The 22,425-nt window shown below is 65.8% G+C and carries 21 protein-coding genes and 1 riboswitch; of the genes, 8 read left to right on the top strand and 13 right to left on the bottom strand.

What is annotated here, in order from left to right; all coding sequences use genetic code 11:
* Positions 1–34 precede the first annotated feature (34 nt).
* The gene (locus HH213_RS17000) at positions 35–1,579 is read left to right on the top strand and encodes a class I SAM-dependent methyltransferase (RefSeq protein WP_169112988.1); all 1,545 of its coding nucleotides are present in this window, start codon (positions 35–37) and stop codon (positions 1,577–1,579) included.
* Positions 1,580–1,677: 98 nt separating this feature from the next.
* On the opposite strand, the gene HH213_RS17005 is transcribed toward HH213_RS17000, so the two are convergent.
* Positions 1,678–2,469: a HoxN/HupN/NixA family nickel/cobalt transporter gene (locus HH213_RS17005; protein ID WP_169112989.1), complete on the bottom strand. Its 792-nt coding sequence runs from the start codon at positions 2,467–2,469 to the stop codon at positions 1,678–1,680.
* Between the two features lie 97 nt (positions 2,470–2,566).
* A riboswitch (cobalamin riboswitch) is annotated at positions 2,567–2,785 on the top strand.
* Positions 2,786–2,930: 145 nt separating this feature from the next.
* On the opposite strand from HH213_RS17005, the gene HH213_RS17010 reads away from it, so the two are divergent.
* A complete protein-coding gene (locus HH213_RS17010) occupies positions 2,931–5,027 on the top strand; it encodes a TonB-dependent receptor (protein WP_169112990.1) in 2,097 nt (698 codons plus the stop codon).
* Between the two features lie 2 nt (positions 5,028–5,029).
* A complete protein-coding gene (locus tag HH213_RS17015; RefSeq protein WP_169112991.1) occupies positions 5,030–6,496 on the top strand; it encodes a PepSY-associated transmembrane domain-containing protein in 1,467 nt (488 codons plus the stop codon).
* Between the two features lie 2 nt (positions 6,497–6,498).
* On the opposite strand, the gene HH213_RS17020 is transcribed toward HH213_RS17015, so the two are convergent.
* From HH213_RS17020 to HH213_RS17035, 4 genes are all read right to left on the bottom strand, one after another.
* A complete protein-coding gene (locus HH213_RS17020) occupies positions 6,499–7,161 on the bottom strand; it encodes a response regulator transcription factor (RefSeq protein ID WP_169112992.1) in 663 nt (220 codons plus the stop codon).
* 52 nt (positions 7,162–7,213) lie between these two features.
* Entirely contained in the window at positions 7,214–8,497 is a 1,284-nt protein-coding gene (locus HH213_RS17025; RefSeq protein WP_169112993.1) for an MFS transporter, read from the bottom strand.
* A gap of 1 nt (position 8,498) precedes the next feature.
* The gene (locus tag HH213_RS17030) at positions 8,499–10,412 is read right to left on the bottom strand and encodes an ATP-binding protein (protein ID WP_169112994.1); all 1,914 of its coding nucleotides are present in this window, start codon (positions 10,410–10,412) and stop codon (positions 8,499–8,501) included.
* Between the two features lie 74 nt (positions 10,413–10,486).
* Positions 10,487–11,347 carry a winged helix-turn-helix domain-containing protein gene (locus tag HH213_RS17035; protein WP_169112995.1) on the bottom strand — a complete coding sequence of 287 codons (861 nt, stop codon included), beginning with the start codon at positions 11,345–11,347 and terminating at the stop codon, positions 10,487–10,489.
* Between the two features lie 171 nt (positions 11,348–11,518).
* On the opposite strand from HH213_RS17035, the gene HH213_RS17040 reads away from it, so the two are divergent.
* Positions 11,519–12,205 carry an alpha/beta hydrolase gene (locus HH213_RS17040; RefSeq protein WP_229263036.1) on the top strand — a complete coding sequence of 229 codons (687 nt, stop codon included), beginning with the start codon at positions 11,519–11,521 and terminating at the stop codon, positions 12,203–12,205.
* A 6-nt stretch (positions 12,206–12,211) separates the two neighbouring features.
* Here HH213_RS17040 and HH213_RS17045 read toward each other — a convergent pair whose 3' ends face one another.
* Both HH213_RS17045 and HH213_RS17050 read right to left on the bottom strand, forming a co-directional pair.
* Positions 12,212–13,399 (bottom strand): MFS transporter, encoded by a 1,188-nt coding sequence (locus tag HH213_RS17045; protein WP_169112997.1) that lies wholly within the window; start codon positions 13,397–13,399, stop codon positions 12,212–12,214.
* Positions 13,400–13,402: 3 nt separating this feature from the next.
* A complete protein-coding gene (locus HH213_RS17050) occupies positions 13,403–14,167 on the bottom strand; it encodes an SDR family oxidoreductase (protein WP_169112998.1) in 765 nt (254 codons plus the stop codon).
* 154 nt (positions 14,168–14,321) lie between these two features.
* Between HH213_RS17050 and HH213_RS17055 the strand changes: the two genes are divergently transcribed.
* Positions 14,322–15,281: a GlxA family transcriptional regulator gene (locus HH213_RS17055; protein ID WP_110847137.1), complete on the top strand. Its 960-nt coding sequence runs from the start codon at positions 14,322–14,324 to the stop codon at positions 15,279–15,281.
* Between the two features lie 95 nt (positions 15,282–15,376).
* The gene (locus HH213_RS17060; RefSeq protein WP_229263037.1) at positions 15,377–15,910 is read left to right on the top strand and encodes a DUF302 domain-containing protein; all 534 of its coding nucleotides are present in this window, start codon (positions 15,377–15,379) and stop codon (positions 15,908–15,910) included.
* Between the two features lie 10 nt (positions 15,911–15,920).
* Here the strand turns inward: HH213_RS17060 and HH213_RS17065 are convergent, their stop codons facing one another.
* From HH213_RS17065 to HH213_RS17090, 6 genes are all read right to left on the bottom strand, one after another.
* Entirely contained in the window at positions 15,921–16,997 is a 1,077-nt protein-coding gene (locus HH213_RS17065; protein WP_169112999.1) for a porin, read from the bottom strand.
* Positions 16,998–17,098: 101 nt separating this feature from the next.
* Positions 17,099–17,449 carry a CzcE family metal-binding protein gene (locus HH213_RS17070; protein WP_110847135.1) on the bottom strand — a complete coding sequence of 117 codons (351 nt, stop codon included), beginning with the start codon at positions 17,447–17,449 and terminating at the stop codon, positions 17,099–17,101.
* Between the two features lie 163 nt (positions 17,450–17,612).
* Complete coding sequence (locus HH213_RS17075) at positions 17,613–18,404, bottom strand: carboxymuconolactone decarboxylase family protein (protein WP_169113000.1); 792 nt, start codon at positions 18,402–18,404, stop codon at positions 17,613–17,615.
* Between the two features lie 7 nt (positions 18,405–18,411).
* On the bottom strand, positions 18,412–19,602 hold the full coding sequence (locus HH213_RS17080) for a multidrug effflux MFS transporter (RefSeq protein WP_169113001.1): 1,191 nt from the start codon (positions 19,600–19,602) through the stop codon (positions 18,412–18,414).
* On the bottom strand, positions 19,602–20,069 hold the full coding sequence (locus HH213_RS17085; RefSeq protein WP_217363444.1) for a (R)-mandelonitrile lyase: 468 nt from the start codon (positions 20,067–20,069) through the stop codon (positions 19,602–19,604). Before HH213_RS17085 ends, HH213_RS17080 begins: the two co-directional genes overlap by 1 nt.
* 117 nt (positions 20,070–20,186) lie before the next feature.
* Positions 20,187–21,080, bottom strand: coding sequence for a LysR family transcriptional regulator (locus HH213_RS17090; RefSeq protein ID WP_110847132.1), 894 nt, complete (start codon positions 21,078–21,080; stop codon positions 20,187–20,189).
* A gap of 114 nt (positions 21,081–21,194) precedes the next feature.
* On the opposite strand from HH213_RS17090, the gene HH213_RS17095 reads away from it, so the two are divergent.
* Both HH213_RS17095 and HH213_RS17100 read left to right on the top strand, forming a co-directional pair.
* Entirely contained in the window at positions 21,195–21,959 is a 765-nt protein-coding gene (locus tag HH213_RS17095) for an SDR family oxidoreductase (protein WP_169113002.1), read from the top strand.
* A 27-nt stretch (positions 21,960–21,986) separates the two neighbouring features.
* Positions 21,987–22,415, top strand: coding sequence for a (R)-mandelonitrile lyase (locus HH213_RS17100; RefSeq protein ID WP_169113003.1), 429 nt, complete (start codon positions 21,987–21,989; stop codon positions 22,413–22,415).
* Positions 22,416–22,425: the final 10 nt, after the last annotated feature.

Consider the following 22,425-nt stretch of genomic DNA (forward strand, 5'->3'; position numbering starts at 1 on the left):
GCATCGGCATTCGAACCCGGGAAAAGGACAGCGCATGGATTGGACTTCTGGCTACGTTTCGGACATTGAATACACCTCGGGCTTTTACCGCGAACAAAGCCCCGCCTGGCTCAACTTCGTGTGCCTGCTGAACGGCATTGAGCCGGTCGATTTGCAGCAGCCCTTCACCTATTTTGAACTGGGCTTCGGCCGCGGCCTGACCGCCCAGCTGGTGGCCGCCAGCCATCCCAACGGCCAGTTCTACGCGGCCGACTTCAACCCGGCCCACGTGGCCGGCGCCAGCGCGCTGGCAAAACAGGCGCAGCTGTCCAACCTGACGCTGCTGGAAAACAGCTTCGAAGAACTGGCCCACGGCCAGGCCAAGGCCGCGCTGCCGCAGTTCGACTTCATCACGCTGCACGGCATCTACAGCTGGGTGACAGCGGAGAACCGCCGGCACATCGTCGACTTCATCGGCCGCTACCTGAAGCCGGGCGGCGTGGTCTACCTGAGCTACAACGCCATGCCGGGCTGGGCGCCGGCCTTGCCCTTGCAGCGGCTGCTGGTGGAATATGCCGACGCCTTCCCCAACCGCAGCGATGTGCAGATCAAGGGCGCGACCGAATTTGTCGGCCAGCTGGAGGCCGTCAAAGCCGGCTACCTGAGCGCCAATCCCGGACTCAAAGTCCGGCTGGACAGCCTGAAAACCGCCAGCCCGCACTATCTGGTGCACGAGTATCTGCACAAGCACTGGCAGCCGCTGTTTCATGCCGACGTCGCGCGCGACCTGGCGGACGCCAAGATGACGTTTGCCGGCCCGGCCGACCTGGCCTACGCCTATCCGATGGTGTTCCTTAACGACGAGCAGCGGCAGCTGATCGAGCGCCTGCCCCATCCGGAAATGCGCGAAACGCTGAAGGACTACCTGCTCAACACCAGCTTCCGCAAGGACGTCTTCGTGCGCGGCGCCCAGCACATCGGCGCGCGCCGCCAGAGCGAACTGCTGGCGCAAGTTGGCCTGGCGCTGACCGTGCCGCGCCCCGCCGCATCGGCCAAGATGAAATTGACGCTCGGCGAAGTGAATGGCCACGAGGCGCTATACAACGTCGTATTCGACACGCTGGCGCAACGCCCGCATACGCTGGCCGAACTCCAGCAATTGCCGGCGCTGGCGGGACAGAATATCCACGCGCTGGCGCAGGTGGCGGCCTTGCTATCGGCCTCCAACCAGGCGGTGTTTTACTTCCCTGTGCCGGACAGCGCCGATCACACCGCCGCCGCGCGCCTGAACGCCGCGCTGGCGGCGCAGACCCGATATGGCGACGAACACCAGGCGTTATGCGCGCCCTTGCTCAGCAATGGCATCGCGGCCAACTTCCTGGAACGGTTGTTCCTGGCGGCGATTCATCAGCAGGCCGAATTGACGCCGGAAAGCCTGGCGGGGGTGGCCTGGCAGATCATGGCGCCGAGCGGACGGCGCTTGCAAAAAGATGGCGTCACGCTGCAATCGGAGCAGGAAAATCTGGCGCTTCTGGAGATCCACGCCAAAGGCTTCCTCACGATCGGCCTGCCGCTGTGGCGCACGCTGCAAGTGCTGTGAAGCGAGGTCGCGTTGGCCTGTGCCTGATCTTCATATCGGCCCGCGCCTCCGGCAACCAGGGCCTCCTCGACTGGATCGCCGCGTTGCCGGACTTCTCGCTATTCCGCTGACGGCCGCGCGCCGCGCGTCCACGCGAAGGCATAAAGCGCCAGGGTCAGTGTCACCATGCCGACGCCCAGTAGTTCCAGCCCGTCCTCGGCCACTTGGCAGCGGACGCAGACCTTCGACATCAACAACTGCAAGCCGCTGACGGTGCACAGCACGATAATCGGCCAGCCGATGCGGTGGCGGAATTGCTGTATCGCCTGCTGGCCGGCGGTGACCGAGATGCGCGCGGTGGCGTAACCATCCAGCGCATCGGTGAACGCCATCCCCAGCACAAACGCGCCGGCCACCTGCAATGCGCTCCAGCTGCCGCCACCCAACTGGGTGGCGGCGTAACCCCAGGCCAGCGACTGCAGGATACTCTCCACGCCTAGCGCAAACAGCATGCCGATGCCGAACGCGGTCAACGGCCGCACCGCCGTCAATGGCGCCAGCAACCGCGCGCCGATGGAATTGACGCTGCGCGCCTGCATGGGCCGCAGCAAGGTGCGCGCATTCAGCGCCGCCAGCGCCAATAATAAAATCCCCGGCAGCCATTCCAGCCAGTCCATCGCATGCAGAAAACTGGAATCCGGCTGTAGCCAGACTGATGCCAGATCGGCCAGCGCCACGATCAGCAGCACGGTCAGGCCGTGGCCCAGCGCGAACAGACCGCCCATCCACGGCGCGCTGGCCGGCTGCGCGCGCATGGTCAAACCGTCGATGGCGGCCAGGTGATCGGGCGCCAGGCCATGGCGCAAACCAAGCAGCAAGGCCAGTTCGATTGTCGGAAGTGCTTCGTTCATATACAATCCTTAATGCAAGTTAGTTGCGTTAATTATAGAGCTGATCCGGTCCTGGCGCTTGGATGCCATGACAACGGCAAGGGCATTCGGGTAGAATTCGGCTTCATACGTGAATGGTGCCCTGCATGCTTGTCAGCTGCGGGGTGAAACGGGAAGCCGGTGACGCGCACGATTTGCATCGTGCGCCAGTCCGGCGCAGCCCCCGCTGCTGTAAGCCTGACGACGTTGACCGAACGCCACTGCGCATCGCGCGGGAAGGCAAGGACAGCGAAGGATGAAGGCCAGCCAGAAGACCGGCCAGTCACGATTAATGCGCCAGGCCCGGGGTGTGGCTTTGCCTGTTAGATGTTCGTCGCTCTCCGTATGCATCACTGCCATCGCACGCTTTGCCGCGTGTGTGTTGGTGCGCGCCTGCGTCTGCGCGACGGATTCCGCCAACCATTCATCATAGAGATGTTGTCATGACCGATTCCAGGCACTCCGCCAGTACGACCACCATTGCCGTTATTGTTTCCCTGCTGTGCGCCGCCGGCGCCTTTGCCCAACAGGCCGACGAGATGCAGACCGTCACCGTGCAGGGCACGTCCACCAGTCCCGCACTGGGACTGGCGCGCCAGAGCGGCACCGCCAGCCGCCTCAATCTGACGGCGCAGGAACTGCCGGCGAGCGTCGACATCCTCAGCGCCGACACCATGCAGGCGCGTGGCGACCTGCTGGTGAAGGATGCGGTCACCCGCAGCACCGGCCTGACCGACATCAGCTCACCCGGCAATGGCGTGGCCTATTCGGCGCGCGGCTTCACTGGCAACGGCTCAATCGCCTTGCTGGAAAACGGCCAGCGCCCGCAAGTCGGTTCCGGCACCGCCACGTATCCGGCCGACCCATGGGGTTATGACCACATCGAAGTGCTGCGCGGTCCGGGATCGGTGGTGTACGGCAGCGGCACCACCGGCGCCACCATCAACGCGGTGCGCAAGGCGCCTAGCCGTACCAGTTCATTTGAAGCGATGGCCGGCATCGGCGGCGGCGAAGCGGTACGCGCCGGCGTCGGCGGCACCGGCGCGCTGGGCGAACATGGCGCCTTCCGCATCGACGCGTATGCGGACCACAGCGACGGCTTTATCGACCGTGGCGACTCGCGTCACGGCAAGCTGCTGACCAGCGTGCATTACGCGCTGACGCCCGATCTCGACCTGGATATGCAGCTCGACCATCTGGAGCAAAAGCCGCAGCGCTACTTCGGCACGCCGCTGGTGAATGGTGGCTTGTCGCGCGCGCTGCGCGACCAGAACTACGATGTCAGCGACGCCGATATCCACTTCGTTGACGACAAGGCGCAGGCGCGCCTGACCTGGCGCTATTCGCCGGCGCTCACCATCAGCAACGAGCTGGCCTACATGAAGGCGCGCCGCAACTGGCGCAATGCCGAGTACTATCACTACGACGCCAGCGCCAATGTGGTCGAGCGCAGCGACTATATCGCCATCCATCACGATCAGGAACAGACCGGCAACCGCCTGGAAGCGCGCTGGAACAACGGCGCCAATCGCGTGGCGGCCGGCTGGGAAGCGGCCGTGATCAACTTCCTGCATACGAATAACTCGCCGTACGGCGGCTCGTCCACCGTGGCGCCGACCGGCTTCGATCCCGGCGTATTCGATAGCCCGGACCCGCTGCTGCCGAACTTCTCGACCCACACCGTCACCACCGCCTTCTATGTGGAAGACGCCTACAGCATCAACGATAGCCTGCTGTTGCTGGCCGGCCTGCGCCATGACCGTTACAAGGTTGATCGCGTCAGCCTGCTGGGCGCGGCCGGCTTCAGCTCGACGCTGCAAGCGAACGCCGCGCGCCTCGGCCTGACGTGGAAGCTGGCGGCTGACACCTCGCTGTACGGCCAGGTGAGCACCGGCAGCGATCCGGTCACCAGTTTGCTGTCGCTCAATCTGGCCAATAGCCGCTACAAGCTGACATCCGCGCGCCAGGTGGAGGCGGGCGTCAAGCAATCGCTGGCCGGCGGCAAGGCCGAATGGACGGCGGCGCTGTACCACATCAGCAAGGACGACATCATCACGCGCGATCCGACCAACCCGGCGCTGTCGGTGCAGGGTGGTTCGCAGACTTCGCGCGGCGCGGAAGTCACGGCCAGCGTCGCGCTGGCGCAGGCCTGGCGTCTGGAAGCAAATGCTGCTTACACTGATGCGCAGTTTGACCAGCTGCTTGAAGGCGGCAACCAGTCGCGCGCCGGCAATCGACCGTCCGACGTGCCGAAGGTGTCGGCCAACTTGTGGCTTAACTACCGCTATCGCGGTTGGCGCGCATCGGCCGGCGTGCGCTATGTCGGCGAACGTTTCATCGACAACGCCAACAGCCAGACAATACCTGCCTACACGACGTTCGATGGGTCGCTGGGCTGGAACTACAGCCGCAATGTGCTGGTGCAGCTTAACCTGCGCAACCTGACCGACAAGCTGTATGCCAGCACCTCGTACAGCGACAGCCAGTATCTGCTGGGCGATCGCCGCCATGCCGAGTTGACCGTGCAGTGGCGCTACTGATCATGGGCTCCTGGAAGCGTCAGCTGCACCTGTGGCACCGCTGGCTGGGCATCGTGCTTGGCTTGCTGGTGCTGCTATGGTTCGGTTCCGGCATCGTCATGATGTATGTGCCGTATCCGTCGCTGACGGAGCAGGAACGCATGGCGTGGCTGCCGACTATCGATGCGCGCCAGGTGCGGTTGAACGCGTGGGATGCGTGGCACGCCGCCGCGCATCCCAATCGCGCCGATGCCGCCGCGCCGGAGGCGTTGCCGGCCGAAGTGCGCATGACCACCGTCGCCGGCCGTCCGGCCTACCACTTCAAGGCCGACGGCCATTGGCTATCCGTCTGGGCCGATACCGGCCAGCCGGTGCAGGTCACGCCGGCACTGGCGATGGCCAGCGCGCGCAACGCCGCACCCGGCGCGCAAGCACTGTCGGCGGAGCTGATCGACATCGACCAATGGAGTTTCGGCAGCCTGCAACATCACCGCCCGCTGTACCGCGTCCAAGCAGACGACGCGGCGGGCAGCCTGCTGTACATCTCCAGCCGCACCGGTGAACTGGTGCGCGACACCACGCGCAGCGAACGCGCCTGGAACTGGGCCGGATCGGTGATCCACTGGATCTACTTCACGCCCTTGCGCACGCACGGCCAGCCCTGGCGACAGGTGGTGATGTGGACTTCGGGCGCGGCGCTGTTGCTGGTGATGCTCGGCATGGCGCTGGGCATTCAGCGCCTGCGCCTGCGCCGCCGTTACGCCGGCGGCCGGCGCTCGCCATATCGCGGCTGGCAAGCATGGCACCACTGGCTGGGCCTGAGCGTAGGCGCGTTGATGATGACATGGCTGTTCAGCGGCTGGCTGTCGGTCACACCGTTCGACTGGCTGTCATCGCCGGGCATCACGGCGCAGGACCGGCTCGCATTCGCCGGCGGCCCGCTGACCCGCGACGACCTGTCAATCTCAATAGCCTACACGGTGCGGAAGCATCCCGGCGCAATGGAACTGACATGGCTGCGTGTTGATGGCCAGCTTTATCTGAGCACGCTGGGGCGCACGCAGCGGCGCCTGCTGGACGCACATACCGGCGCGCCAGCAGGCCCGATCCCACAAGCGCGCCTGCTGCACGCCATCCAGGCCATGCGTCCCGGCGCGCAACTGCAATCCGTGGAAACGCTGACCAGCGAAGACAGCTACCACTACAGCCACCACAACACCGCTGTGCTGCCGGTATTACGCGGGCGCTTCGCGCTGGCCGACGACACCACGTTCTACATCGACCCCGCCCAAGGCCAACTGGTTGGCTATTCCGACCGCAACAGCCAATGGAACCGCTGGCTGTTCAACGGCCTGCATCAACTGGACTTCGCCGCCGTCTTGCGCGCGCGGCCGCTATGGGACGTGCTGGTCATCATACTGTGCCTGCTCGGCGGGACGGCAACGCTGGCCGGCATGGTGCTGGGCTGGCGGCGCTTGCGCAGGCGCTAGGGTTAGGCGTGGCAGCGCGACTGGCTGGCCGGTGCTTTCCACTTTGGCAGCGATAACGCAAAATGCTCGGTCAACCCCTGCGAGATGGCGATGCTGGCGGCCTCGGTGCGGCTGCTGGCATTGAGCTTGACCATAATGGATTTGACGTGAAACTTCACCGTTTCGGCGGCGATATCCAGCTGGCGTCCGATCGACTTGTTGCACAGGCCTTGGGCCAGCAGCTGCATCACATCGTCCTCGCGGGTGGTCAGCGTGTTACGGCCCGGCAAATGGGCCTGCCGCGCCAGCTCGCTGCACAGGAAGAAATCGCCGCGCGCTACGCTCTTGACGCCGGCAATAAAGTCCTCGACCGAGGCGGTGTTCAGGATCACGCCATGGATCCCATGGCGGAACGCGCATTCGATGGCGTGGTTGCGCGCGCTAGCCACCACCACCAGCACGCGCGCCCCGGCATAGGTCTGCGCGCCGGTGGCGAGGTGTTGCGATAGCGTGGGAACGGCGGCGCCGTCCACCACCAGCACCTGCACCGGTTGCGGTGTGCCCCCGGTGTCGACCTGGACGATGTCGCCAGCCTGCTGGAGCGCCGCGCAGGCGCCGGCCTGCAACAGCGGTTCGCGGATCTGGACGGCGACATGGATGAGCGACTTGGCTGCGCTGATGTTCATTGCAATTTCCTGGCTATTAATGAAGGCATGCCGCTATCATCGCCAGTCAGCGCTACCGCGTCGAGTTAGCGCTTGTTGTAAGTTGTGAGCCGCCGGTTTCCGGCAGGTGCACGGTGGCGATCAGCGCCGCCACGCTGGTGGCGGCGATGCACCAGGCCGGCGCCATCGGGTCGCCGGTGCGGGCGATCAGCCAGGTGACGACAAACTGTGCGCTGCCGCCAAACAGCGACACCCCGACCGAATAGATCAGCGCCAGCGCCGAGGCGCGCTGGGCGGCCGGGAACAGCTCGCAAATGGTGGTCAGCACGGCGCCGGCGGTGAGCGCGGTCAAAAACGCCAGCGTGGCCGAGATGAGTTGCAGCGCCATCGCGTGCGGGTGGGCGATCAGCCAGCTGAACATCGGCAGGCAGACCAGCGCCGTGAGCAGGCGCGGCCAGAACATCAGCGGCCAGCGGCCATAGCGGTCGGCCAGATGGCCGCCCAGCAGCGCGCCGACCAGCATGGTGAGACCGGTGGTGATGGCGGCTTGCAGGGCGTCCGCCGGCGGCAGGTGCAGCACGGTGGCGCCGTAGGTGGTCATGTAGCTGCCGATGTAGGTCGACACGGTGCCGCCGGCGATGACCAGGATGCCCAGCACCACATGCTGGCTGCACCACGGCAACCGCACGGCGTGAGCGGTGGGGGCGCTGGCGGCGCCGGCCTGGCTGGCCAGCGTTTCCGGCATCTGGAAGCGCAGGTAGAGCGCGATCGGGATCAGCAAGGTGCTGATGGCAAACGGTACGCGCCAGCCCCAGTCCTCCATCTGGCCGGCGCTGAGCGACAGCGACAAGCCCATGCCCAGGGCCCCGGCCAATGCGGTGGCAATGCCCTGGCTGCCCATTTGCAGCGCCACATAGGTGGCCCGCTGGTGTGGCGGCGCGCCTTCCAGCAGGAAGGCGGTGGCGGGGCCGGTTTCGCCGCCGAGGGCGAAACCCTGCACCAGCCGGCATAGCGTGATCAGCAGCGGGGCGGCCAGGCCGATGGTGGCGTAACCGGGCGTCAGCATCAGTGCGACCGTGCCGAGCGTCATCAGGATGGCACTCAGCAGCAGCGCCGGGCGGCGTCCGGCCCGGTCGGCATAGCGGCCGATGACGATGCTGCCCAGCGGCCGGGCGACAAAGCCGACGCCGAACACGCCGACCGACAGCAGCAACGCCAGGTCGGACGCCGCGCCAGGGAAAAAGACCTTGCCGATGGTTTGCGCAAAGAAGGCATAAGCGACGAAATCGAAGAACTCCAGCCCGTTGCAGATGACGGCGGCCAGGACGATCGCCTTGGCGGGACGCGTGGCGGCCATGCTAGAGCGCGACCGGGACAGCGTGCGCGGCGTCGCCGGCCGGGTGGCCGAGCAGCGCGCGGGCGCGCGCCAGGTCCGGTGAGTGCTCGTGCCGGGCGGCGTCCACCAGCGGCAGCAGCAGCGCCGCCGCGTCCACGGCGCCGTGCGCCTGGCGCAATTGCACCAGCGCCACGCTGGCGCGCAGCTGTTCCGACCAGGCGCCCTGTTGCTGCGCCAGCGCGATCGCCGCCAGGAAGCTCTGTTCGGCGTCGGCATGGCGGCCCATATTGGCCTGGCAGCCGCCGCGCGTGGTCAGAAATTCGGGCAGGCGCAGCAGGTCGCCGCCGCGCCGGATGGTGGCTTCGGCCTGCTCGCACATCGACAGGCTGGCGGCGTGCAGCGCCAGGTCGGACAGGCCCTTGGCCATCAGTGTCAGCGCCATGCTGGTCAGCATCTCGTAACCGTAGTCGTGCAGCGACTCCACCGCATCGCGGATGCGCTCGCCGCCGGCGGCCGGCTGTCCTTGCAGCAGCAGTACCTGGCCGTACAGGATGTCGGCGGAGTTGCGGTACGGTTCCAGCGAATGCTGCTTGCCGACCCGTTCCAGTTCGTCGGCGACGGCGGCGATGCGCTCGACGTCCTCGGCATAGCTGTAGACCGAACCGGCCCAGATCAGCGCCAGGCAGTAGGTGACCGCGTGGCCGTAGTGTTTGGCCTTGAGAATGGTCTCTGCCGCCAGTGCGTAGGCCTGGGCCGGATGGCCGGTCAGCCACAGTGTCCGGCTAAGGCCGCACAGCGCGCGGATGTGGTATTCAAAGCCCACCCGGGAATCGAGCACCTGTGGCGCGCTGGCCGCGTAGCTGAAGCAGTTCTCCCAGTGCTGCCGGGCGGCCTCGACCTGACCGGTCAGGTGCAGGCAGACGCCCATCAGCGCATCGACCATGAAGCGCGCCTGCGGATCGTCGCGCCCCTGCAGCAGCGACTGCGCCTGGTGGCCGATGGCCAGCGCCTCGGTGTACGCGCCTTCCCGGTGCAGCAGCACCAGGTAGCCGCTCAGCAGTTGCAACAGCTCCGGCAAGTCGTCCAGCTGCTCGGCCAGCGCGATGCTGCGGCGATAGGCGGCGCTGGCGCGGCCGTTGCGGCCGCTGCCGAGGAACATCAGCGACTGGCCGAGCGCGCGCTGCAGGCGCATTTCCAGCTGCGAACCGGCCAGCGCCGGCGGCAGGTGTTGCAGCGCCGCCTGCGCCCAGCGCGAGCATTCGACCAGCTGCGAGTGCTGCAGCAGCAGCGGGCAGGTCTGCGCCGCCAGTTCGAGCGCGCGGCCGACGTGCCGGCGGTCGAGCAGATACCAGTCCAGCGCGGCGCGCAGATTGGGCAGGTCTTGTTCGATCAGGTCGGCGTCGGGCGACTGGCCGTCGAAGCGGCCGATCCAGCGCTGGAAAAATTCGGCGTGACGCTGCGTCACCGCCGCCAGTTCATCGGATACCTGCAACAGGTTGCGGCAATACGAGCGGGTGGTGTCGAGCATGCGGTAGCGCAGCGTGGCGCCGCCGGCGTGCACCGCCACCAGCGACTTCGACACCAGATTGGCCAGCAGCTCCATGGCCGCAAACTGGTCCTGGTCGGGACAGCAGATGGCGATGGCGGCCTCCAGCGAGAACGTGCCGGTCAGCACCGACAGCCGGCGCAGCAGCAGCCGTTCCGCGTCCGGCAGCAGGTTGAAGCTCCAGTCGAGCGTGGCGCGCAGCGTCTGGTGGCGGGCGTTGGCGGTGCGGCGGCCGGGCCACGACAGCGAGGCACCGGCGTCAAAATGCTGGGTGACGGCGTGCAGGCCGAGCGCGTCGATGCGACTGGCGGCCAGCTCGATCGCCAGCGCGATGCCGTCCAGGTCGCGGCACAGGCGCGCCACCAGCGGCGCATCGTGGTCCGACAGCATGAAGTCGAGGCCGCCCGCGGCGGCGCGCTCGACAAACAGCCTGACCGCCGGGTAGGCCAGCGCCTGCGCGCCGGTCAGGGTGTCGCCGTCGGGGGGCAGGCCAGCGGTTGCAGGCGGTAGACGTACTCGCCGGCGGCGCGCAGCACTTCGCGGCTGGTCACCAGGACGCGGACCTCGGGGCAGTTGCGCAGCAGGCTCTCGACCAGCGTGGCCACTTCATCGATCACGTGTTCGCAGCAGTCGAGCACCAGCAGCGCCTTGCGTTGGGCCAGATGCACTTCCAGCGCGCGCGGGTCGTCGGCGCGGTGCGCCATGCCGAGCGCGCCGGCCAGGGTGGCCAGTACCAGTTCGGCTTCGGTGATGCAGGAAAAATCGACGAAGTGCACATCGCCGGCGAAGTCCGCACGGGCCGCATGCATGGCGGTGATCGCCACCGTGGTCTTGCCGATGCCGCCGGCGCCGACGATCGACACCAGCCGGTAGCGCGCCAGCGCGGCGGTCAGCAGGCCGACTTCCTCGTCGCGGCCGAGCACCTGGGTCGACAGCGACGGCAGGCGCGGCGGCGCGTCCGGTCTGACGGCGGCCGGGCGGTCGGCCGCCGCCGCCGCCGCGGCGATGCGGTGCACCGGCGCGACAAAACTGTATCCCTGATTGGCGACGTTGACGATGTAGCGGTGCTGGCCGGCGCTGTCGCCCAGCGCCTTGCGGATGGCGACGATGTGGAAGCGCAGGCTGCCTTCCTCGACCACCATATTCGGCCACACGGTGGCCAGCAGCTCGCGCTTGCCGACCACTTCGCCGGCCGAGGCCACCAGCGCGATCAGCACGTCGAGCGCGCGCCCGCCCAGCCGGACGGCGACGCCATCCTGTTCGAGCAGGCGTTCGGCCGGTGACAGCGTAAACGGACCAAATTGAGCGCGCCACTCGGCATTCATTGATTAAGCACCACGTTGATTGAGCAAATACTTCACGATTTTAACTTATTTCCTTCGAGCTAACCGAGCCGGCCTCCGCCCGGCGCCCCGGCGGCGCTACCCGTTTGGGTGGTTGCCGCGGTCTGGCGCGGCGCGCACACTGCCGGGCACATACAGCAGATGGGGAGAGGAATGCGCGTCAATAATGTCGTGCTGGTGCATGGGGCGTTTGTCGATGGCAGCGGCTGGGAAGCGGTCTACAAGCTGCTGACAGCGCAGGGCTACCATGTGCACATCGTCCAGCACCCCACCATCTCGCTGGCGGCCGACGTGGCGGCGACCAAGGCTGTGCTCGATTTGCAGGACGGTCCGGTGGTGCTGGTCGGCCATTCCTATGGCGGTGTGGTGATTACCGAAGCGGGCCACCATGCCAAGGTGGCGCGGCTGGTTTACCTGGCCGCGTTCGCGCCCGACTGCGGCGAATCGGTGCAAAAGCTGTGCGCCATGCCGTTGCCCGGCGCGCCGCTGCCGCCGATGCTGGCGCCGGTGCGCGGCTTTCTGCGGCTGGACCAGGCCAAGTTTGCCTACGCTTACGCCGCCGACCTGCAGGCCGAACGCGCCGCTTTCCTGGCCAGCGCGCAGCAGCCGCTGGGACTGGACGCCTTCACCGGCGAGGTCGGCATGCCGGCGTGGCGCTCCAGGCCCAGCTGGTATCTGGTGGCCAGCGCAGACAATATGATCGCGCCGCTGGCGCAACAGCTGATGGCGCAGCGCGCCGGCGCCGCCGTGACCGAAGCGCGCAGCAGCCATGCGGTGCATGAATCCCATCCCGGCGCCGTGGCCGAGCTGATCGACCGGGCCGCGCGCTACCTGCGCTAGGCGGCGCTACTCGGCTCCGTGGGACCAGCCGGGCAGTTGCGCGCGGCGCGCCGACAAGGCCAGGAAGGCAGCGGCCAGCAGCAACAGGGCCAACGAACCGAGCAGGTTGGCGTGGTAGCCATAGCGCGCATACAGCAGGCCGGCCAGCGCCGAACCGAAGGCGATGCCGGCAAACACAAACGACGCCGTCACCGCCAGCGCCACGCCGCGCAGTGCGGCCGACAATTCCACGATGCGGCGCTGCTGCGATGGCCAGACGATGTCGGTGGCGAAGGCCCATAACAGCAGTACGCCGAACAGCAGGGCCAGCGTCGGCGGCGCCAGCAACAGCAGCACCAGGTCCAGCGCCAGCAAGCCCATGCCGGCCAGCAGCATGGCGTCGGCGCTGTAGCGGCGGGCCGCCCGCACCACGAACAGATTGCCCAGCACACCGGCCACGCCCAGCACCGCCATGCCGGCCGAGACCGTATGTGCGCTGCCATGGAAGACGTCGCGGATGATCGGCGCGATGAACGCATAGGTGGTGTAGGCGCCGGCGGCGATGAAGAACACCACCAGGTAGGCCGGCAACAGCACCGGATCGGTCAGCACCCGTCCCAGCGTGGTCAGCGAAATCGCCTGGCCGCCGGCCTGTGCCGGCACTGCCAGGCGAATCAGCACCACCGTCAGCAGACCGGCGGCGGCGACCGCGACGAACAGCGGCCGCGCGCCCCAGGCTTGCGCCATCCAGGCCGACAGCGGCATGCCCACCAGTCCGGCCATGCTCAGGCCCAGCAGCACCATGGCGATCGCGCTGCCCTGTTGCTTCGGTTCGACCAGACCGGCCGCCAGCGCGCCCAGCACCGGGCCGATCAGCGCTGCGCCCAGTCCCATCACCACCCGCGCCACCAGCAGCGCGCGATAGTCCGGCGCCAGCGCGAAGGCCAGCGCCGCGCTGCTGAACACCGCCAGCCCGATCAGCACCTGGCGGCGCCGCGGCAGATGGCCGAACGCCACCTGCAACAGCGGCGCCGCCAGCGCGAAGGTGACGCCGAACACGGTGATCAGCAGCGCGGTCTGGGCGTCGCTGAGTCCCCATTCGGTGGCAATCGCCGCCAGACTGCCGACCACCGACAGCGCGCCGGTGGCCTGCACGAAGTACGCCAGGCTCAGCGAGCGCAGCGCCAGTGCCGCAGGGCGGGCGATGGCGTCCATGGCTTAGTGGCCCACCGGGATCGGATTGTCCTTCATGTCCTGGTTGAAGGCCTGAACAAAGCCGTGCTCGCCGGAGCCGGGGTTGTCGCGCAGCGCCTTGATGCCATCGATATAGACTTCATCGCGGCCTTGCGCCAGACCCTGCATGGTGTCGGCGACGAAGGCCGGCAGCGGCATGGCGCGCGGGTCGCCGCTCTTGTGGACCAAGTCGGTATCGACCCATGGCGGAGCGATTTCCACCACCCGCACGCCGCTGCCGGCCAGCGCAAAACGCTGCGACAGGGCGTAGGAGTGGATGGCGGCCTTGGTGGCGGAGTACACCGCGTTGCCGGCCAGCGGCACAAAGGCCAGCACCGACGAGTTGTGGATCACCACCGCATCCCGCTGCCGCTTGAGGTGCGGCAGCAGCGCCGACGTCATGCGCACCGGACCCAACAGGTTGGTGGTGATGGTGGCGACGGCGGTGGCATCGTCGATGGCGCCGGCGGCGTCGTCAAACGGCATGATGCCGGCATTGTTGAACAGCACGTTCAGGGTCGGGAAATCCTTGACCAGTTGCGCCGCCACGGCGGTGATCTGCTGCGGGTCCTGGATGTCCAGCTCGACGCTATGCATGCCGGGATTGGCCTTGGTCACCTCGTCCAGCAGCGCCTTGCGGCGGCCACTGATGATGACCTGGTTGCCCAGTTTGTGGAAGGCCTCGGCGATGCCGCGACCGATGCCGGAGCCGCCGCCGGTGATGAAGATCGTATTGCCGCTGGTTTTCATGATGACTCCTTTCGGTTGAGTTGATGCAGGCCATTCTGCGCTTCCCGGCAATGTTCATCGGGACATTAAACACGCAATTCGGGACATCATTAATCTCTATAAAAAGCCATAAACTGGCGTAAAATACGTTTTTCTATAAAAAAAGGACACGATCATGAGCAAGCGTATCGGCCTGGTGATCTTTCCGCAATTTCAGGCGCTGGACATGGCGGCGCTGACCGTTTTTGAGTTCGCCAACTCCCTGCTGCCGCAGCCGCTGTATGAACTGTCCACCTTGTCGCTGGCCGGTGGCGCGGTGAAAAGCTCCAGCGGCGTGGCGCTGGACAGCCTGCCGCTCGGCTGGGGCGGCTACGACACGCTGCTGGTCGCCGGCGCCATCGGCATGCCGGGGCCGCAGCCGGAACTGGAAGCGGCGCTGCTGGCCAGCGCCGGCGTGACGCGCCGCATCGCCAGCATCTGCACCGGCGCCTTCGTCCTCGCGCGCACCGGTCTGATGGACGGCAAGCGGGTCACCACCCATTGGGCGATCGGCCGCAAGCTGCAGGAGCAGCATCCGACGCTGGTGGTGGACGAGGACAAGATTTTCGCCCGCGACGGCGCGATCTGGTCATCGGCCGGCGTTACCGCGTGCATTGACATGGCGCTGGCGATGGTGGAAGAAGACCTCGGTGTCGAGATCGCCCGCAAGGTGGCGCGGGCGATGGTGGTGTACCACCGCCGCAGCGGCGGCCAGTCGCAATTTTCCGCGCTGGCCGAGATCGAGCCGAGTTCGGACCGCGTCAAGGAAGCGCTGCTGTACGCACGCGACAACCTGCACCGCGACCTCAGCGTGGAGGATCTGGCCGCGCAGGTGCACTGGAGCCCGCGCCACTTCAGCCGCGTGTTCCAGTCGCAGACCGGGATGGCGCCGGCCAAGGCGATCGAAAAGCTGCGGGTGGAAGCGGCGCAGGCGCTGATTGACCAGGGTCACTCATCGATTGGCCGTATCGCCGACATGACCGGCTTTGGCGACGAGGAACGTCTGCGCCGTGCCTTCCTGCGCGCCTTTGGCCAGCCGCCGAAAGTGTTCGTGCAGCAGGCGCGTTCACGCAACGATCATATCTACCTGTCGTAAGCCGGACCGCCCCGGCCAAAGGTGTAACCCTTTTCGGGGCTGCCCGCGTGCGAGTTGGCTGCCTACAATGGCGCTTGATGCCATTTCAGGAGTCCATGATGCAAATCCCGATGTCGCGCGCCGCCATGATGGCCGGCGCCGTCGCGCTGGCGTTAAGCGCCGCCCTGTCGCCCGCGTACGCCGCCGGCCAGATTCACAACAATCATCAGGAGCATGGTATGAACGGCACCACCACCGCAGTCCCGGCCGCGGCACCGCAAGAGCTGCTGAGCGCTTACGACTATCCGACGACATTGACGCGGCTGGTCAGCGCCTTCGAAGGCGCCGGCATGACGGTCTTTGCGCGCATCGACCATAGCGCCGGCGCCGCCGCTGTCGGACTGGGCATGCCACCGGCCACCGTCCTCATCTACGGCAACCCGCGCGGCGGCACGCCGGCCATGCTGGCGGCGCCAGCGCTCGCGCTCGATCTGCCGTTGCGCGTGCTGGTGCGGCAGGACGACACCGGCGCCACCCGTGTAGCGTTTCACTCCGCGCTGGAACTGGTGCGAAGCGCCGGCCTGCCGGACCAGCTGGCCGCGCCGTTGCTGAAAGCGGAAACGCTGATCGCCGCCACCGTAAAGCCATAAAGCTGATCCGTCAGAACGCGTGACGAATGCCCAGGTCGAAAGCCGAATTGCCGCTGCCCGGATCGCCATTGCTGCCGACCGTATAGCCGGCGCCGTTCTTGTTGTTGATTTTGGCGTAGGCGATATAGGTGTTGGTGCGCTTTGTCCAGGCGTAGGAATAGCCGATGCCGAACTGGCTGGCGTCCTGGTTCCATTGCTTGTCGTTCTTGTGCAGGTAGGACGTCATGATGGTGCCGCGCGCGCCGACCGGCACGGTGGCGCCGACCAGCAGGTCGGAACTGTCGGTGCTGGCCTTGGGCGCGGTGCCGTAAGCGTTGGCCGACGGCAGCACGGCGCTGTTGTAGCCCTTATCCTGGCTGTAGGAAAAGAATGCCTTCAACACGTGGAAGTTGTAGTTCGCCACGAACAGCAGGTTGTGTCCCAGATCATGCGATACCAGCGGCGCGTCCGGCGTCACGCTGTCGCTGTTACGGCTGTTGTAGACCAGCCGGGTATTCAGGTTGCCGTTGCTGTAGGCCAGTGCGGCGGCGTACTGGCGACCGGCGGACTGGCTGCCGGCCTGCTCGCCCATGCTGTAGGTGACTTCGCCTGACAGGCCCTCGTAGGACGGCGTCGCGTACGCCACGGTATTGCTGGTGCGGGTGTTGGGGCCGACCAGCGGGAACAGGTTCTTGGAGGTGCCGGCGTAGCCCAGGCCGAACGGATCGCCCACTTCGCCCAACGCCTTGTACAACGGATTTTTCTGCCGGCCAAACGTCAGCATGCCGAGCGACCGGCTGTTCAGGCCCACCAGCGCCTGGCGGTTGCCGAAGGCGTTGGCGACATCCGATTCGCCGGTGTCGACTTTAAAGCCGGATTCGAGAATGAACAGTGCTTGCAGGCCGCCGCCCAGGTCCTCGACGCCACGAAATCCCAGGCGCGAGACGGAGCCGACCCCGCTGGTGACTTTGCTGACATTGCCGGCCGCGCCGCCGCGTTCGGCCACCAGGCCCGCATCGACAATGCCGTAGATGGTGACATTCGATTGTGCGCTGGCGTTGAAGACGAGGCCGTACATGACGGCCGTAGCCAACCAGGTTTTATTCATGGTGATGCCTTTTGGGAGGTGTTACGGCGCGACTGCGCCGCAGGACTGATCAGGCTCCGGGTGATCGGTGGGCGATGGTGCCCGGAGCCGCAAGGCGGTGATTAACCGCGGTAGAGCGGATTGGAGGCGACGTAGACGCGGACGTTGCCGAGCTGGACGCCGGCGGGACTGATCTTGTTCAGATCGAAGGACGTGGTTCCCGGGAAGGTGCTGACGTTCCACGTAAAGGTCTGGCCGCCCACGCTGAACTGCACGGTCTCACCGTTTTCGACATTGACCCACTTGGTATCGCCGTTGATCACGATGGTGCGGGCCGCTGCGGTGGCCGGCGCCAGCGTGCCGTAGTCGGCGGCGGTGCCGCTCGGGCCGGCGGCCTGGGCGCTGGCCATCATGGCGGTGGAGGTCAGGCCGATCAGGGCCAGGGCGATTACGTTGCTCTTAAAGTTAGACATGCTATTACTCCGATTTGCTCATTTTTGGTTTATGTTTGTATCGGCATGGTGTGTCGATGTTGAACGACATCGACAGAGTGATTTGCGATGTCGTCTGATTGAAATTATAGACAGGCAATTTATGGATGGCATGAATTCTAAGGCGATTTTCAAGTCGAAAAATTCATGATTGATTTCCTGGCCGCTTCTCAAACACTTCCTTTATCACCGGCATGGCCGAGAAGACGCTGGGCCAGCCGGAATAGAAAGCCAGTTGGGTCAGCATCTCCGACGCCTGGGCTTGGGTCAAACCGTTGTCCATGGCGCGGTTGAGGTGGTACGTGATTTGCGCGACTTGGCCGTTGGCGATCAGCGCACTGACGGTCACCAGGCTGCGGTCGCGTGGCGCCAATCCTGGCCGCAGCCACAGATCGCGGAACAAGACTTCGCCGGTGTATTGGACCACCCCGGGCGACACCGCGCCAAAGTTTGCGGCAACCTGCGTGGCGCGGGCGGCTTCCACCTCTTCGTTGAGGGGCAACAGCTTGTCGCCCGCTTGTGGCAATTGCGCGGCGCTGATGCCGCGCGCTTGAAAGACCTGCTGCGTGATGTTGGCCGCATCCACCGCATTGCCCCAACCCCCATAAAACGCCAGGTGGGTGATGATCTCCGAAATCTCGCCCGGCTTGACGCCGTTGTCTAGTGCCAGGCTGACATGCTGCTGCATTTCAGCAGTCTGATTGCGCGCAATCAGCGCCGCCAAGGTGACCACGCTGCGGTCGCGCGGGGACAGACCGGGGCGGTTCCATACTTCGCCCATCAGGCGTTGATCGGCATATTGTTGCAGGGCAGGTGCTACGGCTTGCAGGCTGGAGGATGATTCCATTGTTGCTCCTTGGTTGGTGGTTGCAGGTGCTGCCTGCGCCGTCGCGGTAGCGATGGCGAATGCAGCGCTGATCGCTGTCAATTTCTTCATGTGAACCTCAGTGTGATGGTGTCAGGAGCACTGCGCACAGCATGCAGCCGAGGCCGAAAAACGCCATGGATGCGCCGAGCGGCCAAGGCGTGCCGTTCGACAGCATGCCGACCAGGGCGGAGCCGAGAATGCCGGTGCCGAACTGGCTGGCGCCGATCAGCGCCGATACGGACCCGGCGACTTCCGGGAACAGGTTCAGCGCGCCGGTGATGGCGTTGGCGGCAATCAGCCCCGTGCACGAGATGAACAGGAACAAGGGAATCACCAGTCCGGCCAAACCTCCCCAGCCGGAGGCCGCAGTGATGGCAACGCTGATGCCGAGGATGCCGGCGGCAAGCGCACCGGCCCGCATCAGCCGGTCGCTACCCCAGCGCGCAACGAAACGTACGTTGAACAGGTTGGCGGCCATGATGCCGACCGAACCCAGTGAAAACAGCAAGCCGTAATACTGCGGCGGCACATGGTAATAGCTGATGTAGGCGAAAGGCGTTCCCGCCACATATGCGAAGATGCCGCCGTACAGAAAGCCACCGACGCCGGCGTAGCCGAGCAGACGTGGCTGCCGCAGCAGCGCGCCATAGGTGACGAACACGCGTGACAGCGGTTCACGTATGCGGCGTGTGGCTGGCAAGGTCTCCGGCAAGGTGTACAGCAAGCCGAGCGTGACGAGGCCGACCGCGACCAGCAGCCAGAAGATATCGCGCCAGCCGGCGAATTGCAGTATCAGGCCGCCGACGCTGGGGCCGAGCAAGGGTGCGATGGCGGTGACGATCATCAGCGTCGACATCGTCTGCGCGGCGCGGCTGCCGGCATACAAATCCCGAACGATGGCGCGTGCCAGCGTCACGCTGGCGCAGGCGCCGACCGCTTGCAACGCACGCCAGGCGATCATGCTTTCGACGTTGTTCGACAGCGCACAACCTGCGGAGCCGACGATGAACAGGATCATGCCGATCGCGATCGGCAGCCGGCGGCCCAGGCGGTCGCTGAGCGGTCCCCAGAACAGCTGGCCGAGGCAAAAGCCAACCAGGTAGCCGGAGATGGTCAGCTCGACGCCGCCGGACGCCGTGTGCAGGGCGGCGCCCATGATAGGCATGGCGGGAAGGTAGATGTCGGTGGAAATGGAGGCGAAGGCCATCAGCAGGCTGAGGATGGTCAGCGTCCACAGGTCATGGCGTTGCGCCGTTGCGGTGGACATCAGGGCTGGTAGCGGTAGTCGCTGTCGGCGACCTTTTCCATCCACTCGACGCCCTTGCCACTGGCCATGCCGGTCAGCGCCAGATGGGTCATGGAGGAGGTGGCCGAGGCGCCGTGCCAGTGCTTGACGCCAGGTGGACACCAGACGACGTCGCCGACGTGCAGTTCGGTGACTTTGCCGCCCAAGACCTGGGTCCAACCGGTGCCGGCGGTAATGATCAGGCGTTGGCCGGTCGGATGGGTGTGCCAGGCGGAGTGGGCGCCGGCAGCGAAGGTGACATAGGCGCCGGAATACGGCGTGGCCTCGGTCGGCGCAAACAGCGGATCGACGCGCACCTCGCCGGTAAAGTAGTCGGCCGGCCCTGTGCTTGACGGCAGGCTGCCGGCGCGCGTGATGGTTTGGGTTTGGGCCATGGCATGGCTGGCGCAGGCCATCAGCAGCAGGGCTGCCAGGCGGTTGATATTCATGGAGAGTCCGCTAAGGAGTGAGATCGATAGCCGAACTGTATTAGCAATTTGCCTGTGTATCTAGGCCGTAAAATTGCATGCCCATATGTATGGCATGCATAAATGGCGTTTGCTGCTTCAACCGCGATAGCGCAGCGTGTCGACCACCAGGTTGAACGCCGGCGACGATTGCCGGCGGCTTGGATAGTACAGATGATAGCCGGGAAACGGTTGGCACCAGTCGTCCAGCACCTGTATCAGCCTGCCTTCGGCGATGTCGCGCTGAACCAGGTCTTCCGGCACATAGGCCAGCCCGTAGCCGTCCAGCGCGGCCGTGAGCATCTGCGGCGTGCTGTTGAAGATCATCTGCCCTTGCACCTGTACCTGGACGGCCTGGCCGTCTTTTTCAAATTCCCAGGCGTACAGGCCGCCGTGGGTCGGCAGGCGCAGGTTGGCACAGTTATGGGTGGTGAGGTCTTGCGGCAGCACCGGCTTTTCGCGCCCGGCAAAATAGGCCGGAGCGCCGACCACGACCAGGCGGAAGTCCGGGCCGATGCGCACCGCGATCATGTCTTTCGCCACCCGGTCGCCGTGGCGCACGCCGGCGTCAAAACGCTCCGCCACGATGTCGATCAGGCCGTAGCTGATCGAAATCTCGACCTTCAGGCCCGGATACCCGGGCAGCAGTTGCGATAATCTCGGCCACAGTATGGTGCTGGACGCGTGATCGTGCGCGCTGATGCGGATGGTGCCGGCCGGCTTGTCGCTCATCTCGCTCAGCGCATCGAGCTCGGCGTTAATGCCTTCGTAGTAGGGACCGATGTTGGCCAGCAGGCGCTCGCCGACCTCGGTGGGAGAGACGCCGCGCGTGGTGCGCGTCAACAGGCGCATGCCGAGTTTGGCCTCCAGCCCGCGAATGGTATGGCTCAGGGACGATTGCGTCAGGCCCAGTTGCGCCGCCGCGCGCGTGAAGCTGCGCTCCCGCGCCACCACCACGAACGCGGCCAAATTGTTGAGGTCGATACGTGCCATATATGAATCCGCTGCATGTCAGTTAGTGAAGATTACCACCTATTCGCATGAATCAGGCTTCGGTACATTGCAGACCTGCGTGGTTTTTCTTCTATTTTCGATCAGGTGGCATACATGAAATTCTCTTTTAATGAGCAGGTTGCGCTGGTGACCGGCGCGGCGTCCGGACTCGGTCTCGCCGCCGCCAAAGCATTTGCGCAAGCCGGGGCGACGGTGGTGCTGTCGGACTGGCACGAGGGCGCGCTGGCTGCGGCGACCGCAGAAGTCGCGGCGCTGGGCGGCAAGACGCTGGCGATCCGCTGCGACGTGGCCGATGATGCGCAAGTCGAAGCGATGATCGCGCAGGCGGTGGCGGCCTTCGGCAAGCTCGACTTTGCGTACAACAACGCCGGCGTGCAGAACGTGCTGGCCGAAACGGCCGACGCCACGCGCGACGATTACGACCGCGTCATGTCCATCAATCTGGGCGGCGTGTGGAGTTGCATGAAGTTTGAGTTGCAGCAGATGCGCAAGCAGGGTAGCGGCGCCATCGTCAACTGCTCGTCGCTGGGCGGGCTCGTGGGCGGCGCGGAGCGGGGCGTCTATCACGCCGCCAAGCATGGCGTGATCGGGCTGACCAAAAGCGCGGCGCTGGAATTCGCGGCGCGCGGCATTCGCGTCAACGCAGTGTGCCCCGGCCTGATTCAGACGCCGATGGCGGACCAGATGATTGCCGGCGGCCAGGGCGAGGCGCTGGAAGGCATGCTGAAAGCGGTGCCGATGGGCCGCTACGGCCGCGCCGAGGAAGTCGCCGACGTGGTGCTGTTCCTGTGCAGCGACGGCGCCAGCTTTGTCACCGGCCAGTCGATCTCGGTCGATGGCGGCTTCATCATGCGTTAAACACTCAAACAATCGAAAGGACATACCATGGAACTCAAACGTGTAGGCAGCATGCCATCGGCCAAAGGGCCGGAGGCTTATTTCACCGGCCAGGTGCGGATCGAAATGTTAAGCTCGCCCGCAGCGCCGGCGCGCACCTCGTGCGGACAGGTGACGTTTGAACCGGGCGCACGCTCCGCCTGGCATACCCATCCACTGGGCCAGACCCTGATCGTCACGTCCGGCTGCGGCTGGACGCAGTGTGAAGGCGAAGCCAAGGTCGAAATCCGCGCCGGCGACGTGATCTGGTGCCCGCCCGGCCACAAGCACTGGCACGGCGCCACTGCGACCACCGCGATGACCCACATCGCAGTCCAGGAAGCGCTTGATGGCGTGGCGGTGGTGTGGCTGGAGAAGGTCAGCGACGAAGATTATCTGAGCCCGGTGAGCGAATGGCACGCGCATGCGCACGATTAAGTCAGCCACA

Origin of the sequence: Duganella dendranthematis, assembly GCF_012849375.1 — a bacterium.
Lineage (GTDB): Bacteria > Pseudomonadota > Gammaproteobacteria > Burkholderiales > Burkholderiaceae_D > Rugamonas > Rugamonas dendranthematis.